This is a genomic window from Vibrio maritimus (assembly GCF_021441885.1).
Classification (GTDB): domain Bacteria; phylum Pseudomonadota; class Gammaproteobacteria; order Enterobacterales; family Vibrionaceae; genus Vibrio; species Vibrio maritimus_B.
The window spans coordinates 1063669-1080379 of the sequence record NZ_CP090439.1 but is presented as its reverse complement, the minus strand read 5'-3'; the positions used below and the strand labels follow the sequence as shown (position 1 = coordinate 1080379).

The 16711-nt window shown below is 47.8% G+C and carries 15 protein-coding genes; 10 read left to right on the top strand and 5 right to left on the bottom strand.

Going from position 1 to position 16711, the window contains the following annotated elements; translation table 11 throughout:
* Positions 1 to 42: 42 nt before the first annotated feature.
* The 4 genes from LY387_RS21280 to LY387_RS21265 are packed head-to-tail and all read left to right on the top strand — an operon-like array spanning position 43 to position 3995.
* Positions 43 to 999, top strand: a complete 957-nt coding sequence (locus LY387_RS21280; protein ID WP_128648921.1) for an HlyD family secretion protein — start codon at positions 43 to 45, stop codon at positions 997 to 999.
* Positions 1000 to 1926 carry an ABC transporter ATP-binding protein gene (locus LY387_RS21275; protein ID WP_234496220.1) on the top strand — a complete coding sequence of 309 codons (927 nt, stop codon included), beginning with the start codon at positions 1000 to 1002 and terminating at the stop codon, positions 1924 to 1926.
* Positions 1923 to 3023 (top strand): ABC transporter permease, encoded by a 1101-nt coding sequence (locus tag LY387_RS21270; RefSeq protein ID WP_234496219.1) that lies wholly within the window; start codon positions 1923 to 1925, stop codon positions 3021 to 3023. Before LY387_RS21275 ends, LY387_RS21270 begins: the two co-directional genes overlap by 4 nt.
* Before the next feature lie 33 nt (positions 3024 to 3056).
* Positions 3057 to 3995, top strand: coding sequence for a LysR family transcriptional regulator (locus LY387_RS21265; RefSeq protein WP_234496218.1), 939 nt, complete (start codon positions 3057 to 3059; stop codon positions 3993 to 3995).
* A gap of 47 nt (positions 3996 to 4042) precedes the next feature.
* On the opposite strand, the gene LY387_RS21260 is transcribed toward LY387_RS21265, so the two are convergent.
* On the bottom strand, positions 4043 to 5554 hold the full coding sequence (locus tag LY387_RS21260; protein WP_234496217.1) for a CoA-acylating methylmalonate-semialdehyde dehydrogenase: 1512 nt from the start codon (positions 5552 to 5554) through the stop codon (positions 4043 to 4045).
* Between the two features lie 23 nt (positions 5555 to 5577).
* On the bottom strand, positions 5578 to 7485 hold the full coding sequence (locus LY387_RS21255; protein WP_234497806.1) for a bifunctional 5-dehydro-2-deoxygluconokinase/5-dehydro-2-deoxyphosphogluconate aldolase: 1908 nt from the start codon (positions 7483 to 7485) through the stop codon (positions 5578 to 5580).
* A 529-nt stretch (positions 7486 to 8014) separates the two neighbouring features.
* Here LY387_RS21255 and LY387_RS21250 point away from each other — a divergent pair.
* The 4 genes from LY387_RS21250 (at position 8015) to LY387_RS21235 (ending at position 12786) form a co-directional block, all read left to right on the top strand.
* Positions 8015 to 9022: a sugar ABC transporter substrate-binding protein gene (locus LY387_RS21250; RefSeq protein WP_234496216.1), complete on the top strand. Its 1008-nt coding sequence runs from the start codon at positions 8015 to 8017 to the stop codon at positions 9020 to 9022.
* A 63-nt stretch (positions 9023 to 9085) separates the two neighbouring features.
* Positions 9086 to 10579 carry a sugar ABC transporter ATP-binding protein gene (locus LY387_RS21245; RefSeq protein ID WP_234496215.1) on the top strand — a complete coding sequence of 498 codons (1494 nt, stop codon included), beginning with the start codon at positions 9086 to 9088 and terminating at the stop codon, positions 10577 to 10579.
* A gap of 86 nt (positions 10580 to 10665) precedes the next feature.
* Positions 10666 to 11685, top strand: a complete 1020-nt coding sequence (locus LY387_RS21240; RefSeq protein WP_234496214.1) for an ABC transporter permease — start codon at positions 10666 to 10668, stop codon at positions 11683 to 11685.
* 267 nt (positions 11686 to 11952) lie between these two features.
* Positions 11953 to 12786 carry a MurR/RpiR family transcriptional regulator gene (locus LY387_RS21235; protein WP_234496213.1) on the top strand — a complete coding sequence of 278 codons (834 nt, stop codon included), beginning with the start codon at positions 11953 to 11955 and terminating at the stop codon, positions 12784 to 12786.
* A gap of 125 nt (positions 12787 to 12911) precedes the next feature.
* Here the strand turns inward: LY387_RS21235 and LY387_RS21230 are convergent, their stop codons facing one another.
* A complete protein-coding gene (locus LY387_RS21230; protein WP_234496212.1) occupies positions 12912 to 13223 on the bottom strand; it encodes a hypothetical protein in 312 nt (103 codons plus the stop codon).
* Positions 13224 to 13421: 198 nt separating this feature from the next.
* On the opposite strand from LY387_RS21230, the gene LY387_RS21225 reads away from it, so the two are divergent.
* Both LY387_RS21225 and LY387_RS21220 read left to right on the top strand, forming a co-directional pair.
* Positions 13422 to 13793, top strand: coding sequence for a DUF2237 family protein (locus tag LY387_RS21225; RefSeq protein WP_234496211.1), 372 nt, complete (start codon positions 13422 to 13424; stop codon positions 13791 to 13793).
* A 134-nt stretch (positions 13794 to 13927) separates the two neighbouring features.
* Positions 13928 to 14617, top strand: a complete 690-nt coding sequence (locus LY387_RS21220; RefSeq protein ID WP_234496210.1) for a zinc metallopeptidase — start codon at positions 13928 to 13930, stop codon at positions 14615 to 14617.
* Between the two features lie 84 nt (positions 14618 to 14701).
* Here LY387_RS21220 and iolG read toward each other — a convergent pair whose 3' ends face one another.
* Positions 14702 to 15685 (bottom strand): inositol 2-dehydrogenase, encoded by a 984-nt coding sequence (iolG, locus tag LY387_RS21215; RefSeq protein ID WP_234496209.1) that lies wholly within the window; start codon positions 15683 to 15685, stop codon positions 14702 to 14704.
* A 113-nt stretch (positions 15686 to 15798) separates the two neighbouring features.
* Positions 15799 to 16629 (bottom strand): 5-deoxy-glucuronate isomerase, encoded by an 831-nt coding sequence (iolB, locus tag LY387_RS21210; protein WP_234496208.1) that lies wholly within the window; start codon positions 16627 to 16629, stop codon positions 15799 to 15801.
* Between the last annotated feature and the right edge of the window lie 82 nt (positions 16630 to 16711).

Here is a 16711-nt window from a genome sequence, read left to right as displayed (position 1 = left end):
CCTTCTAATATTGATAATAGAAATCTGTTAGAAGGGTTATGTATGAAACGTTCGCTGCTCGTCATCTTTCCACTCGTCTTAGCACTACTTGGCTGTCAGAATGACGACAACGGTAAGGCGTTAGGCACGTTAGAGAGAGACCGAATTTCTTTCTCCTCAACGGCAAGTGAAATCATTCGCGAACTCCCCGTACGTGAAGGAACCAGAGTCAAAACCGGTGACGTACTAGTGCGCCTAGACACCAAGCGCCAAGAAGCCGTGCTTGCTCATGCGATTGCTGAAGAAGCTAAAGCCAGTGCCTACTTACTTCGCCTTACCAATGGTGAAAGACCTGAGGACATCGCCGCGGCAAAAGCGCGCGTCGACATGGCAGAAGCCAAATTAACCGAGGCTCAGAAAAACTACTCGCGCGCCTCTGAACTAGTCAGAAAGAAACTTGCCAGCCAGTCTCAAAAAGACCAAGCCGTCGCTAGTCGCGATACCGCAAGAGCCGAGCTTAACTCAGCCAATGAAGAATTCTCAAAGCTAACTGCAGGTTCCCGTCCAGAAGACATTACTCAAGCTGAGGCCGCACTTGCAGCGGTGAGAGCGGATGTTGCACTACAAACTCAACAGCTCGACGAACTTACCATAGTAGCAACACGAGACGGCATATTAGATAGCCTACCCTATAACCTCGGTGAGCGAGTGTCTGTAGGCGCGTTTGTTGCTGTCGTTCTTGCCGACAGAGTTCCTTACGCGCGCGTTTATGTCCCTTCTTCAGTGAGAGTCAAGTTTGTACCCGGCTTGCAAGTTGATGTTCATGTTGATGGTCTGGACGAGGTACTGACAGGCACGGTGCGCTGGGTTGCCGCCGATCCATCATTTACCCCTTACTATGCGTTAACAGAAGATGAGCGATCTCGACTCATGTACCTTGCCGAAGTCGACCTTCCGGAGAGCGCTGAAAACTTGCCTACCGGCGTCCCTGCTCAAGTTGACCTGCAAGGACTCAAATAGATGACTGATATCGCTGTAACCGCAACCAATCTGGTCAAGAAGTTCGGTGACTTCACCGCTATTAACGGGATCAACTTGTCTGTGCCCAAAGGCAGCATCTATGGTTTTCTGGGGCCAAATGGGTGCGGTAAATCGACGACCATACGTATGTTGACGGGATTACTTAGTCCTACTGAAGGTGAAGTGAATGTTCTTGGCCTGCAGATCCCGGAGCAGTCAGAAGCCCTTAGGCTCAAGATCGGCTACATGACTCAGAAGTTCTCTCTGTATGATGACTTAACGGTTCTTGAGAATCTTCAGTTTATCGGTCAGATCTTCGGTTTAGACAGAGCGCTGCTAAAACAGCGAATAGCAGAACAAATGACCATCTATGGACTCACTGATCTTCAAAAACAGCGCGTTGGTGGTATGAGTGGTGGACAGAAACAGAGGCTCTCTCTTGCTTCGGCGACCATGCACCACCCTGAATTGCTGTTTCTTGATGAGCCGACCTCTGCCGTCGATCCAGAGAATCGACGTGATTTTTGGGAGCAGCTTTTCGATCTTAGCGATCAAGGCACGACCATACTTGTCACAACGCACTACATGGATGAGGCGGAGCGCTGCCATCGACTCGCGATTATGGAATCCGGCGAAATGCGCGCAGATGGCGAGCCTGAAGAGCTGATGGACAATATGGGGGTCAACATCATTGAGGTGAAAGCACCTAACTTGAGAGCGCTGAAAGAACGTCTCATTGCTTGCCCAGAAGTAAGGTCTGCCGCTCAGTTAGGTATTCGACTGCGAGTACTGATATATCAGAGTGTGGCTGATCCGATTAAGTGGCTTATTCAAACTGTCCCTGAGCTCGCAGATGCCGAACTCACTCCCGCAAGACCGAGTCTAGAAGATGTGTTTGTCTCTGTCACAGGAGAAGGTCGCCAATGAAAAGTCTAACGCGCATGAGCGCCATCATGGTCAAAGAAATCCGCCAACTGTCGAGAGACCGCATTACATTTGGCATGGTGATCATGATCCCTCTGATCCAACTGATTCTATTTGGCTTTGCCATGAATACTGACGTTCGCAACATACCCGTTGCTGTCGTCGATAAGAGTGAATCAGCCCCTGGGCGAGTGATTGTCGAAGCGGTGAAAGTCACTCAGGTGGTCAATGTCAAAGCCTATTATCCGACGGTTAAGGAAGCAGAGACCGCAATCAGAGAAGGAGTAGTGCGCGCTGCGCTCATATTGCCCACTAACCTCACGCAGCGCATTACCCACCAAGAGACGCTCGGACAATGGCTTGTCGATGGCTCAGATACTATGGTCAGCGCTGCGTTGCTCTCACTTCAAACCATGCCCATCGCTGAGTTTGCCATCGCGGGCTATCAGCCCAACCAAACCAAAACCTTTGAAGCGACACTGCTCTATAACCCAAGCCAACGTTCTGCAGTAAATATTGTGCCTGGTCTGCTTGGTGTGATCTTAACCATGACCATGATTCTATTTACCAGCGCCGCGATAGTGCGTGAACGTGAGCGTGGCAATTTAGAGCTACTCATCACCACTCCTATTCATTCGATGGAGTTAATGATCGGTAAGATTGTGCCCTATATCTTCATTGGTCTAATACAGATTTTTATTATTTTGGGGCTAGGCTATTTGATTTTCAGCGTGCCGATTAACGGACAAATTAGTCAGATACTGCTTGGCAGTCTACTCTTTATCGCCGCAAGCTTAACGCTTGGGCTCGTTATCTCGACCATTGCTCAGACTCAGCTTCAAGCCATGCAGATGACAGTGTTTATTTTACTTCCTTCCATTCTGTTGTCTGGCTTTATGTTCCCCTATGAAGCCATGCCAATGGCGGCACAATGGATAGCAGAAGCATTGCCCGCGACCCACTTCATGCGCATGATCCGAGGAATTATTTTACGTGGCGCTGATTTAATGGACATGTGGCGAGATACACTCTGGCTCGCAGGGTTTACCGTCATCGGTATTGTTGTTGCTGCACTAAGATTTAAGAAGAACTTGGATTAGTCCCCCTAAACATGCACTTGGCAAGGATGCACAATGGATAACAAGGATAAAACTGGAAAAGCTAGCGGAAAGAAGTTTGATCTTAACCTGCTGCGAGTTTTTGTGTCCACTTACGAGACAGAGTCGGTCACGAAATCTGCAGAACAGCTCGATTTAACGCAGTCATCGGTCAGTAATGCGTTAGCAAGGTTGAAAGACGCTGTGGGCGGTGAGCTCTTCACGCGCACAGGGCGTGGCATCAAGCCAACCCGTTTTGCGGTTGAGCTCTATGAGCACGTACAAGAACATATTCTCGGGATTGATAGGTTCATCGAAGGGCTCGCCAACTTTGAGCCAGAATCCAGTCGACGTCGATTCGTTATCTATTGTCATGAAGCAGCCTTACTGCGTCTACACAAGCGTATGCATGTGTTTGAAAAATACCCCAACATCTCGCTTGTACTGAAAGAACTCCCCCCCAAAGACGCGCGTATCTACGAAGACTTGCGCATGGAAAAAGTAGACTTGGTGATCGATGTTGCTCCATCAGATAGTCGTGTATTTCAGTCTAAACTTCTGCACAGTGACGGCTTGATCTGTATTGCCAGCGCGACTCATCCCAGACTACAAGATGGCAAGATGACCAAACAAAGGTACATGGACGAAAACCACGTACTGCTTAATATTCGTCGCGAAAATCTAACATTTGTAGAATGGTTAGTGAGTGATGTGCTACCACCCCGCAAAGTCTTCAGCCAACATTCATCCCTACTTGGTATGTTGCCATCTGTATCACAGTCTCAAGCACTTGCCGTCGTGCCGGAAACTCTCTTTCTCCAGTACGGAGAGATGTTCAACTTACAGTCGTTGCCCTTTCCATTTGAAACCAAAACCTTTGACTCCTACATGGTGTGGCCAACGAAAATGGCCCGCAACTCAGCGCTCATTTGGCTGCGAGGATTGATTGAAGATCAACTCAGAGTAAGCAAGTAGAAAAGACCGCACTTTGGCGGTCTTATGTCATGCAAACTGATAGACGATTACTCCATTGTTGGCATCGTAAACGCGCTACTGTGCTGCTCTAGGCGAACACTGGTTGGCCAGCGACTCGTGACTGTTTTCATTTTGGTGTAGAAACGAACGCCATCATTACCATGAACATTGAGAGGACCAAACACAGAGCGTTTCCAACCACCGAAACTATGGAACGCCATAGGAACTGGAATTGGAACATTGATCCCCACCATGCCCGCCTGTACATCTTCACTGAACTGCCGAGCAGTCTCTCCATCACGAGTAAAGATTGCGGTGCCATTGCCAAACTCGTGCTGATTGATAAGCTTAAGCGCGGTGTCATAATCGCTGACTCGAACAACCGCTAAGACAGGACCAAAAATTTCCTCTTGATAAATGGTCATCGTTGGCGTGACATTATCGATGAGTGTTGGACCTACAAAAAAGCCCGTTTCATTGCCGGCCACCGAAAAGTCTCGCCCGTCGATAACGATCTTCGCGCCTTGGCTCTCACCCGTAGAAATGTAATCGCAGATCTTTTGTCTATGCTCCGCAGAGATTACGGGACCCATATCGTTTTCTTGCCCGTCTACTAAACCCGGCCCTACTCGCATTGCAGCAACTTTTGTTTTGAGCTGTTCAATCAATTGGTCTGCGATCTCATCACCGACAGCGACGGCAACCGATAACGCCATGCATCGCTCGCCTGCTGCCCCGAACGCTGCGCCTACTATCGCGTTCACCGCCATATCAAGGTCAGTGTCTGGCATCAGAATGCAATGATTTTTAGCACCGCCTAGCGCTTGACAGCGCTTGCCATGCGCTGAGGCTGTCGTGTAGATATACTCGGCGATTGGCGTTGAGCCGACAAAGCTGACCGCATCGACATCAGGTGATGTCAGGAGCGTATCCACCACCGTTTTATCACCATTGATGACGTTGAACACACCATCTGGCAGCCCAGCTTCTTTAAGCAGTTCAGCGAGCAGCAATGCCGTTGACGGATCTTTCTCTGATGGCTTCAAAATGAATGTATTACCAGTTGCTAAGGCAATAGGAAACATCCACATCGGAACCATAGCGGGAAAGTTAAAAGGCGTAATGCCCACGCATACCCCAACAGGCTGCATGAGAGAGTGGCTATCAACACCTGTCCCTACATTCGCTGAATGCTCACCTTTTTGTAGATGCGGGATACCGCAAGCGAACTCGACCACTTCTAAACCACGCGTTACCTCACCGACCGCATCTGAGTATATCTTGCCATGCTCGGTAGATATCAATCGTGCCAATTTATCCGTGTTCGCTTCTAGCAATGATTTGAACTTGAACATTACACGCGCACGCTTAAGTGGTGAGGTTTTTGACCACGAACTGAATGCTTGCTTGGCGATTTCAATCGCTTCGTTGGCCTCTTCCTCCGAACTGAGTACTACTTGTTTGATTTGCTCCCCTGTTGCAGGGTTATAGACAGGTGCAAAGCGTTCGCTGTGACTTAAAACGATTTCACCTGCGATATAGTTTTGAACGGTTTCCATATTTGCTCCAAATTCTCTGTGAGTTACGCGGTTTGCTGCCAAGCAGAAATTAGGGTTTGGTATTTCAGTTTGATTTGATTCTTAAAGGCTTCATCATCGATCGTCCCAGCAAGCCAAGCGCGAGACGCATCTCCAAAGATAGTTCTACCAACGGCAAATCCTTTGACTAATGAGCTCGCCCTCGCAGTAGCAAAGCCTTCGATTAACCGCTCTTGAGGGGCATCTAGCCCTAGCAATACCACGCCGTGACAGTGAGGGTCTTGGTTCTCGATCACGCGCTCTAGCTGACTCCATGATGAGGTTGTTAATGCAGGCAGTTTCCACCAATCAGGTTTAATGCCTAGCTCATAGAAGCGCTCGATGGCCGCAATATAATGTGTTTCATCTTGGGGTAGGTCTTTTGGAAGAATGACCTCGAGCAACAGTTCATGCCCAGACTGACAACAGGCTAGGTACACTTCTTCGAGAGTTTTCTCTTGCTCAACTCTAAGTCCCTGCTCATCATGTGGGTGATAGAACACTAAGCACTTCACGATGTGCTCTTGTGGCCAAGACACCAGTTGAGAACCAATATTGCCGTGTTCGAGCACCAGAGGTCGGGAGCTTGGCAATTCAATAGGACGACCGATCCACCAGTCTTTGCCTGTTGCTTGATTAAGCGCCGCTTGTCCGTAAGTACTATCGCATAATAGTCCCGCCAGCCCCTGCAGCCCCAGTTCGTCCACTGACTCTTGGTATGCACTTAAAATCAGTTGCTTAAGAGGTGAAATTCGAGACACTGATACGCCAGCATCTTGAGCCATTTGCTCAAACTGGCTTCGATGATCAAATGCCAATATGCACAAATCGTCCCATGACTTATCTCGTGTTGTCACTCGGTGAAGGTGGTTTAGCTTGGTATCAAGATCAGGTCTAGCAACGGATTCTGCACGAGATAAGTAATCATCCAGTTCTTCCTTACTCGGCATTGCGGGTGCGCAGCCATGTCGAGAAACGACCAGAGCGCCGCAGGCGTTGGCATAATCACACGCTTGCTGCCAGCTTTCATCATTGAGGTAACCTCTTAGTAAGCCGGACATAAACGCGTCGCCCGCACCAAGCACATTAAGTACATCCACTCGAACCCCCGTTGCATTAATGGCGCCGTCAAGGTGATCTGGGATTTGCGATTCATACACTGAACAGCCTTGTGCTCCTCGCTTACAAACCAAGACTGCATCTGTCGCTTTTCGAACGCCATTTAGCGCTTGAAGGGTATCTGTGGACCCACCTGCAATATGGAACTCTTCCTCCGTACCAACAATAAGATCAAATAAACCGAGGACTTCCTGCAACTGGTCAGTGACGGCTCCAGATTCGATAAAACGCGTTTCACCATCGCCAAGCGACGTGAGCCCCCAAAGCACTGGGCGATAGTCGATATCAAGTGCCGTTCTAACACCGTGTTTTCTGGCATAACCGAGCGCTGTCAGTACGGCATCACGGGTTTTCGGGTTCGAGAGGTGAGTTCCAGTAATCACTAGGCAACGCGAAGAGGCAATATACTCCTCATCAACGTCATCTGCTGTAATCGCCATATCAGCACAGTTGTCACGGTAGAAAATCAGCGGAAAGGTATCTTCATCTTTGATACCAAGAATCACCAACGCCGTCAGCCGCTCTTTATCAGTAATTAAATAGCTGGTATCAACGCCGAGTCTGTTTAGCTCCTCGCGTAAAAAGCGCCCCATGTGCTCATCACCAACTCGAGCGAGCATTGACGACTTTAAACCTTGTCTTGCCGTACCATAGGCGACGTTTCCCGATGACCCTCCAAGGTACTTGGCAAAGCTACTCATATCTTCTAAACGGGAGCCTATTTGTTGACCGTAAAAATCGACGGCGACCCTACCCATACAGATCACGTCAAACATCTTATCCTGCTGCCTCATCATGTCATCTCCTCCAAGACCAAATGAAACGTTTATTTCATTTTATTATAGAGTGAAATTATTCTAGAAAACCGTGATCTGTCGCTTCTTTTTCGACCAAACCGAACAACCGACGCAGAATACGATAAGATTTTGATAATATTTTTTCATTTATCGACAATCTCATTTCAAAACTCAATACGAACAAAAGCTCTAGTGGACACTTTAATTAAACACACGTTAAAAAATATGTATTTAGCATTAAATCAACCACTTAAACTCAAATCGAGCACTAAGCCAAGAAAACCAATGAGATCAGCGTAACACTTTTAACATTTATGCCACATTAACAGTGGTGATAATTTAAACATCAACATATAGTTAAAAACCAACGGGGGATAGAAAATATTTTTCAATGCCGACTATCCAAACCGTTTTATAAAAAGTCAGAGTAAATACTGAATAAACACTCTAGAAATTTCATCTAATAACGAAATGAAATGTTCATATTTATCGATAGATAGGTGTGATGGATACCAAGGAGGCATTTATGCCAACGGAGAAACAAGGGATTACTATGTTGCTGGACAGATTGTTAACACTCGCGTCAAACGCAAAAGCACTACTCAAAGGTACGTTAATGGTTATGGGACTGATTGTTCTTACAGCCTGCGGCCAAGAGGCGAAACAAGAAGACGTGACACGCATCGGCGTCGCGATACCAAACTTCGATGACACCTTTATGGTCTACATGAAAGACGCGATGGACAAATACGCGGATCAATTTGATGGCAAGGTCGAACTGACCTTTGTGGATGCCAAAGAGGATGCCGCTAAACAGCTCGGCCAAGTCGAAAATTTCATTGTTCAGCAAATGGACGCCATCATTTTGGTTCCTGTCAACACTGATGCAACTCAGCCACTTACAGACCGAATCATTAAAGCAGGTATCGAGCTTGTGTATCTAAACCGCCGACCTGATTACCTCCCTGACAGTGTTTTCTACGTGGGTTCCGAAGAATTGAAATTCGGCGAAACACAAGCTCAATACATCACGGATTCTGTCGACGGAGGCAATGTCGCGATTCTAATGGGTATGTTGACTCATGAAGCTGCCGTTATGCGCACCAAAGGCGTAGAAGACTTCTTGGCAAACAATCCGAATTTCAATGTGGTAAGAAAGCAAACAGGTCTGTGGCAGCGCTCACAAGGCATGACTGTAATGGAGAACTGGCTCAACTCTGGCGACCAACTTGACATCATCGTTGCTAATAACGACGACATGGCACTCGGTGCAATTCAAGCGCTTCGCGCTGCTGGCAAACTGGATGACACGCTCGTCGTGGGTGTTGATGCCACCCCTGATGGTCTCGTCGCGGTAAAAGATGGCGCGCTAAGCGCTACGGTATTCCAAGATGGAGCCGGTCAAGCTCGAGGCGCTATTGATGCAGCGGTTGACGCTGTTAACGGCAAACAACACGAACAAGTCACTTGGATCCCTGCCGAGCTCGTGACTCAAAGCAATCTAGAAGCATTTGAAGCGAAGCAGAAAGGTTAACCACCCTCGCTCCGTATTCTCCCCCTCTCAAGAATACGGAGCATTTTTCGGAGTAGTAATAGTATGAGTCAAGTCCTACTAGAAATGCGTGGCATTACCAAAACCTTCCCAGGTGTAAAGGCGCTCGATAACGTTCAGCTCACGTTAAAGCAAGGTCGAGTCATGGCATTGATGGGTGAAAACGGTGCCGGAAAATCTACGCTAATGAAGGTGATGTTCGGTATCTACCAGCGCGATAGCGGCACCATTCGCTATAAGGGTGAGAATGTTGAGTTCCAAGGTGCAAAGGAAGCACTTGAAGCTGGTATCTCAATGATACATCAGGAGCTATCGCCAATTTTGCACCGCAGTATCGCGGAAAATATCTGGTTAGGTCGAGAGCCTCTTAAAGGCCCTTTACGATTAGTAGACCACGCCAAAATGTACAGTGATACCGCAGAGTTGCTGGCGAAGTTAGATCTTCAGCTCGACCCTAAAACACCAATGAGTGATCTCACGGTTGCCACCATGCAAATGGTCGAGATCGCCAAAGCTATCTCTTACCAATCCGAGATCATCATTATGGATGAGCCGACCTCAGCGCTCACTGACAAAGAGGTAGACCATCTCTTTGACATCATTGAAATGCTTAAAGCTCGTGGTTGCGCCATTGTTTATATCAGCCACAAAATGGATGAGATTTTTAGAATTTGCGACGATATCACCGTGTTCCGTGATGGTTGTTTTGTGGGCGAGCGAGAAGCAAAGGCAACCAACAACGATGAACTGGTGCAGATGATGGTAGGTCGTGACTTAGGCGATGTATTCCCACCAGCAACGGCCAAACCCGGTAAAACACGGTTAGAAGTTGAGAATCTCAGCGTCGATGGCGCATTCAACGACATCAATTTCACACTCCATGAAGGTGAAATACTCGGTATTGCAGGTCTTGTGGGAGCGGGACGAACAGAGCTGATAGAGACGTTATTTGGTGTCAGACAGAAGGATACTGGAACTATTAGAATTAATGGTGACGTAGTGGAAATCAATACGCCACAAGATGCCATCCAACACAAAATGGCTTTCCTAACCGAGGATCGACGTCATTCAGGGCTCTACTTGATGCTCGATATCTTCGCCAATACTTCGATTGCTCATTTGGACGCATACAGAAACAAAGTGGTGAATGTGTTGGATGTCAGAAAGATGAAGCAAGACAGCCAAACACACTGTGAGAAGCTGAAAGTCAAAACGCCAGGCATGTACGAAATGATCGATAACCTCAGCGGCGGTAACCAACAAAAAGTATTGCTCGCTCGATGGATGCTAACGAAGCCCGATATCCTGTTCCTAGATGAGCCAACACGAGGCATCGACGTGGGGGCGAAATCCGAAATCTACAAGCTCATGCGCTTACTTACCGGTATGGGGAAAAGCTTAGTCATGATCTCTTCAGAACTTCCGGAAGTCATGGGAATGAGTGACCGCATTTTGGTAATGCACGAAGGCAAGCTGAAAGGTCTTATCGACGGACCTGAAGCGACCCAGCAAAAAATCATGTCGATGGCACTCAATTAATTAATTGAACCACCCCCTAAATTCAATCACCACGAGTCCTCAGCAGAGCGACTTGAGGAGAGAGTAGTAACTCAAGGAATGCAGTTATGATTGCGAAACTGATTAAATCGACCTCCCCAGAAGGTCAAACCCAAACCAATTTCAAGAGAATGATATCCAAGTATGCGATTTACGTGGTGTTTGTTGTCATGTGCGTCGTCATGTCTATCCTCTCGCCCGTTTTTTTGTCGGTCGCTAACTTGCTCAATGTCATGACGCAGATGGCCAGTATTGGTCTACTTGCTCTTGGTGTCACCATCATCATTATTACTCGAGGCATCGACTTGTCATCCGGCTCCGTGCTTGCGGTCGCAGCAGTCGTTTCAGCAAGTATGGCGCAGACCATTGATTGGTCGATGCGTATGTACCCAAACATGCCTGAATTGCCGATCATAGTACCGATCATTGCCGCTTTAGCTGTGGGTGCATTATGTGGTTACATTAATGGTGCGCTTATCGCTTACACGGGGATCCCTCCTTTTATCGCAACACTTGGCATGATGATCGTCGCACGCGGAGCAGCACTGCTCTATTCAGATGGTCGCCCCGTGAGTAGCCTGATCGACTCGTATCAATGGATTGGTCAAGGTAGCATCGTAGGGATACCCGTCCCCGTCATCATCTTTGCCTTTATGGCTTTTGTCTCATACGTACTGTTGAACTATACCCGTTTCGGAAAGTATGCGTATGCAATTGGCGGTAACGAAACCGCGGCGTATGTATCGGGTATCAATGTAAAGCGCTATAAGATATTGGTTTATACCTACGCAGGTCTTCTCGCAGGTATTTCAGCACTTATCTTGGCAGCTCGAATCAACTCAGGTCAGCCAGGTCTCGGTATCATGTATGAGCTCGATGCTATCGCAGCAGCGACCGTAGGTGGTGTTTCGCACGCTGGCGGTATTGGTACTATCCAAGGCACCATCATAGGCACCATGATCATGGGTGTCCTACAAAACGGTCTCGACCTTCTCAACGTCTCAGCGTATTGGCAGCAGGTGGTTAAAGGCTTAGTTATCATCTTTGCGGTAATGTTTGATATGAAACGTCACAAGAAGAGTAAGTAACCACTCCCACATCAAGATACTAACTTTGAGTAGGGTACGAAGTGGTGCTCTAACCTTGGAAGCACCACTCTCGGTTTAGCTCAACGCGCCTTGTCCGAGGCGCTTTTTTCTTTTGGCTCTACGGTTTTCTTGAAGCTCGATACTGGCAGCGAGAGCAAGACACCCTCCCCGTCCCACAATACATATTCCATGAAACAAACATTTCAAATGATCAGCTAATTAAGGTATTTTATTGAAATGCAAACAAAAGTGAGTTTGGAGCTATCTATGCCTGTGGCAACTACATTGAGTGAACTTCAAGAGCAAATTCGAGAGCAATATAGCGAGCTGAGTAAACGACTTCAGCAAGTAGCCAAGTATGTACTTGATAACCCAAATGATATTGCCTTGGAAACGGTAGCTGTCATTGCTCAAAAAGCGGAAGTGCCACCTTCTACCTTAATCCGTTTTGCCAGTGCTTTTGGTTTTAGTGGTTTCAATGAGATGAAACAGCTATTTCGCAACAAGATAGTGGAAGAAACCTCAAGCTACACTGATCGCGCCAGAATCCACAAGCAGCTGCAGACGGAACCGTTAGCTCCTGAAAGCCCTAAACAGATATTGCAAGAGTTTGCCAACGCCAATTCACAAGCAATGAATTTTCTAGCGAATCAGACCTCTGAGGACGATCTCAATCGTGCTATCGATATTCTGCAAAACTGCGAGAACATCTACCTTATTGGTTTGCGCCGCTCATTCAGTGTCGCTTCTTACTTTACCTATGCGCTGCGCCACTTAAACAAACGCGCATTTTTGATTGATGGCTTAGGTGGGATGTACGAAGAGCAGCTTAGTATGATCAGCGCGAAAGATGCTGTTGTCGCCATCAGTTTTAGTCCATATGCCAATGAAACGATAGCGCTGAGTGAAATTGCCTCTAAAGCCGGTGCCAAGCAGATCGTGATCACTGACAGCCAGGTAAGCCCACTTGCGGCGTTCAGCGACGTCAGTTTTGTTATCAAGGAAGCAAAGGTTGACGCATTTCGCTCACAATCCGCCTCGCTTTGTTTGGTTCAGAGTATCGCCGTCGCCATGGCAATTCACAGCGAAGATGGCGAGTGAACCACAGATAGCTTATGAGTTCAGTAGAAGTGTTGAGTTGCTCAAAGGAAAGCTGGATTCGGTAGAACAAGCAGACCTGTTCCCCCTAATACCAAAAAGGAGCCCTAATTCCTTGGGCACTGGGTTTACGCTTCGCACTGGAATGCGGCTGCCCTAATAGATCGCATTGCTTTTTTACCGCCAATTCCACGGCTACTCGGCTCTAGTCTGGTGATTGCGACGGTATTGGCGTTGGGATATTTGTCCTCTGTCATAATTCTCAGCACGGATTCATGGTCAGCTCGACGGTGCACGCGAATGATCACTGGACCAAGTTGCTCACATTGCGCCGATTGGACATCTTCAAGCTTGGCTACCGCTACGTTATTGCCCGTCGGCATATTTGCACAGCCTGTCAGTAATAGTGCGAATAGCGCTGCGCCAATAAATTTATACATTCGAGTTTCCTCCGGTTAATGTGACAATCTCGTTTACGTGTTTGCAGTTTCGACGATTTTTAAGCCCAAAACAAAACACATACCATCACGTTAACTGATGGAGATGTTTAGTGACCCTAGGCCATCGGACATAACTTCACAATAATTCCGACTTCTCGACTACACTGGTATCCGAGGAACCTCATGCTAGGAGTGATAATGAACAGCGCGAATAACGTACTTGGCGAGCCGTTAGAGCTTTGCGGCTGCACACCTAATACTGGATATTTTAGAGATGGCTACTGTCGCACAGTTGGTAGCGACATGGGTCAACACACGATCTGCGCCGTCATGACAGAGGACTTCCTCGTCTTCACCAAAGCCCGTGGTAATGATCTTTCTACTCCTAGGCCAGAGTTTGACTTCCCAGGGTTAAAGCCAGGAGATCGTTGGTGTCTTTGTGCACTGCGCTGGAAAGAAGCTTGGCAAGCGGGAGTGGCCCCACTCGTCGTGCTAGCGAGCTGCGAAGAGAGCTCCCTTGAAATTGTTCCACTCGATGTATTGACCATGTATGCCACCACCTCACAATAAGCCGAGAAGCTCAGAGTAAGCTAAGAAGATTGAACCAAGAGAGACTCTGACTTGGCGTGATAGCGAGTATCTGCCGGTCATTTTATGCGTATAATAACCAGTAGCCACATAATTGCTGATAACAAACTGAATTAATGCTCTGGATAATCCTATTACTCTTAATTGCGACAGTCGTCTTTGGTCCTGGCCTATGGGTCAAGCACGTGATGGAAAAATACAGTCAACCGGCTGACCGCTACCGCGAGCAGGGAAGCGGTGCTGAGCTAGCTCGTCACCTGTTGGATAGCTTCGGCTTAGATAACGTTGACGTAGAGGAGACCACTCAAGGTGATCACTATGATCCCGCAGCCAAGGCTGTCCGTCTTACGCCGAACAACTACTCAGGGCACTCACTAACGGCAGTGACAGTCGCCGCCCATGAAGTAGGGCATGCCATTCAAGATTCGCGTAGAGAGACCTTGTTCCTGGCTCGGCAAAAGCTTGTAAAAACAGCCATAATTGGCGAGCGCATTGCTGGATTGATGCTCATTGCAGCGCCTGTTGTCCTTATGCTGACTCGCGTGCCGCAAGCAGGTGCGATAACGATTATGATAGGTGTTGTTTCAATGGCATTAAGTACCTTGGTGCACCTGTTGACTCTTCCGGTTGAGTTCGATGCCAGTTATGGTAAGGCTTTACCTATCCTACAGAAAGGCAACTACCTGCACGATGGTGATCTGAAACATGCAGAAAAAATTCTTAAAGCGGCAGCATTGACCTATGTCGCAGCCTCGCTGACGAGCTTGCTAAACCTTGGCCGATGGATCGCTATTCTCCGCCGCTGATTGGTAAGTGAGGTACCTGATCAAATCAGATACCCCATAACTTATCAGTTCATCTAAATAGGATGCTGCCTTTTCAGATTAGATCTAAAGCAGCACGGTCCGCTTTTCATTCATAGACACTATCGCCGCATCAGCAAGGCGCAACGCGAACTCACCATCGGTGCCAGAGCAGTTTGGCTCTGCGCCATTGAGAACGTCAACAAAGTGCTGCCACTCGGCAATATACGCCTCTTTGTATCGCTCTAAGAAGAAGTGTAGTGGTTTCGCATCTTGGGCACCGCTATCAGAAGTGTTCGTCACTAGGTTCTCACGAACGTTGGCTACTTGTAGCATCCCCTTTTCGCCATGCAGTTCAATGCGTTGATCATACCCATATCCAGACTTGCGACTATTTAGAATGGTCGCAATCGCACCCGAGGCGAAGTTCAGAACAATCACACCAGTATCGATGTCGCCCGCTTTGCCGATCTCAGGATCAATTTTACAACTGCCGTGAGCAGTGATTGAGACAGGGTCTTCACCTAAGATGAATCTCGCCATATCAAGATCGTGAATGCTCATGTCACGGAACATACCGCCAGACACCTTGCTGTACTCGGCTGGCGGTGGCTCAGGATCGCGTGAGGTAATGGTGAGCGTTGCTGGCTCACCTACTTCACCATCAACTACGCGTTGCTTTAAGTTCGCAAAGTGTGGATCGAAGCGACGATTAAAACCGACAAGCAGAGGAACCTTATATTGCTCGACGACACCTAAGCAATCGCGCACCCTGCTTGAATCGAGATCAATCGGTTTCTCGCAAAAGATCGTTTTTCCCGCTTTCGCACCAAGTTCAATCAAGTCAGCATGGGTATCAGTAGCCGAGCAAATACACACGGCATCCACATTACTGTCCGCCATCGCTTCTTCAATCGATTGACGCTTAGCATCATATTGGTCACACAACATGTTGGCATTCACATCATAAGGGTCGATGACTGAATACAGGTTAGTTTTGGGGTGATTGGCAATGTTTACCGCATGAACTTGCCCAATGCGCCCTGCTCCAAACAGCGCGATATTATACATTCTGCACTCCTTCCTTTGCTTGTCATTGGCCTCACTCGACACTGAGTCAGACCAGAATAAATGGTTCATGAGCGGCATCGCCTCCGTTGGTAGCCATACAACACTCATTACGATTACTTGTAATCCTTAGAATTGATCCATGCGTGGTCGCGTTCCCAACTAAATTGCCATTTACGTTTGGGGCCTGCCATTACGTTCAAGTAGTAGCTGTCATATCCCGCAATCGTGGCGACTGGGTGATAGCCTTTTGGCACCATAACCACATCCTTATCGTAAACCGCCATACATTCATCGAGCTCGCGATTATCTGTGTATACACGCTGCATACAAAAGCCCTGAGATGGGTTTAAGCGATGGTAGTAGGTCTCTTCTAGATAGGTTTCCTTGCCATCAATATCTTGGTCATGCTTATGGCTTGGGTAAGAACTGGTGCAGCCTTCGTCGGTAAAGACCTCGACCACCAGCAAGCTGTCTGCGGGTTTGTCATCAGGGAGAATATTGTGCACATACCTTTGATTGTGCCCTTTGCCTCTGTGCTCTGCGTCAACCTCTTGCGGCGTGATATAACGGGTCTCTAAATTACCCTTGCTCGGCGCCTCACACACGGCAAGTTCTAAATCGGTTTCAGCGACCACTTGAATGCGCTGCTGTGGCGCGACATAAACCGAATGCGGCTTGATACGCTGCTGGTCGGTGTCTTTCTCAAATGGTGACATACGCTCACCGATATGACTAAAGACCTGATTGCCTACTGTCACCGTCGCCTTACCCGACACCAGAACTAAGCATTTTTCAGTCGCAGAGCTTTCGAGAACCAAGGATTCACCAGATGCAATCTCGTGGACAGAGAATCCAACATATCCCCAGTTAGCGCTCTCAGGAGTAATCGATTGAACTCGAGAATCGGATTGTGATTGAGAATACTTCGACAGTAGGTGAGACATAGGGGATTCTCCGTTGGTGGCAGCGTTATTCAATGAAATGTTTAATTCAATATTATACTTATGAAATATTTATTTCGTGACA

Coding starts and splice junctions, on each gene's coding strand:
- LY387_RS21280 (WP_128648921.1), top strand. CDS start 43: ATGAAACGTTCGCTGCTCGTCATCTTTCCACTCGTCTTAGCACTACTT.
- LY387_RS21275 (WP_234496220.1), top strand. CDS start 1,000: ATGACTGATATCGCTGTAACCGCAACCAATCTGGTCAAGAAGTTCGGT.
- LY387_RS21270 (WP_234496219.1), top strand. CDS start 1,923: ATGAAAAGTCTAACGCGCATGAGCGCCATCATGGTCAAAGAAATCCGC.
- LY387_RS21265 (WP_234496218.1), top strand. CDS start 3,057: ATGGATAACAAGGATAAAACTGGAAAAGCTAGCGGAAAGAAGTTTGAT.
- LY387_RS21260 (WP_234496217.1), bottom strand. CDS start 5,554: ATGGAAACCGTTCAAAACTATATCGCAGGTGAAATCGTTTTAAGTCAC.
- LY387_RS21255 (WP_234497806.1), bottom strand. CDS start 7,485: ATGAGGCAGCAGGATAAGATGTTTGACGTGATCTGTATGGGTAGGGTC.
- LY387_RS21250 (WP_234496216.1), top strand. CDS start 8,015: ATGCCAACGGAGAAACAAGGGATTACTATGTTGCTGGACAGATTGTTA.
- LY387_RS21245 (WP_234496215.1), top strand. CDS start 9,086: ATGAGTCAAGTCCTACTAGAAATGCGTGGCATTACCAAAACCTTCCCA.
- LY387_RS21240 (WP_234496214.1), top strand. CDS start 10,666: ATGATTGCGAAACTGATTAAATCGACCTCCCCAGAAGGTCAAACCCAA.
- LY387_RS21235 (WP_234496213.1), top strand. CDS start 11,953: ATGCCTGTGGCAACTACATTGAGTGAACTTCAAGAGCAAATTCGAGAG.
- LY387_RS21230 (WP_234496212.1), bottom strand. CDS start 13,223: ATGTATAAATTTATTGGCGCAGCGCTATTCGCACTATTACTGACAGGC.
- LY387_RS21225 (WP_234496211.1), top strand. CDS start 13,422: ATGAACAGCGCGAATAACGTACTTGGCGAGCCGTTAGAGCTTTGCGGC.
- LY387_RS21220 (WP_234496210.1), top strand. CDS start 13,928: ATGCTCTGGATAATCCTATTACTCTTAATTGCGACAGTCGTCTTTGGT.
- iolG (WP_234496209.1), bottom strand. CDS start 15,685: ATGTATAATATCGCGCTGTTTGGAGCAGGGCGCATTGGGCAAGTTCAT.
- iolB (WP_234496208.1), bottom strand. CDS start 16,629: ATGTCTCACCTACTGTCGAAGTATTCTCAATCACAATCCGATTCTCGA.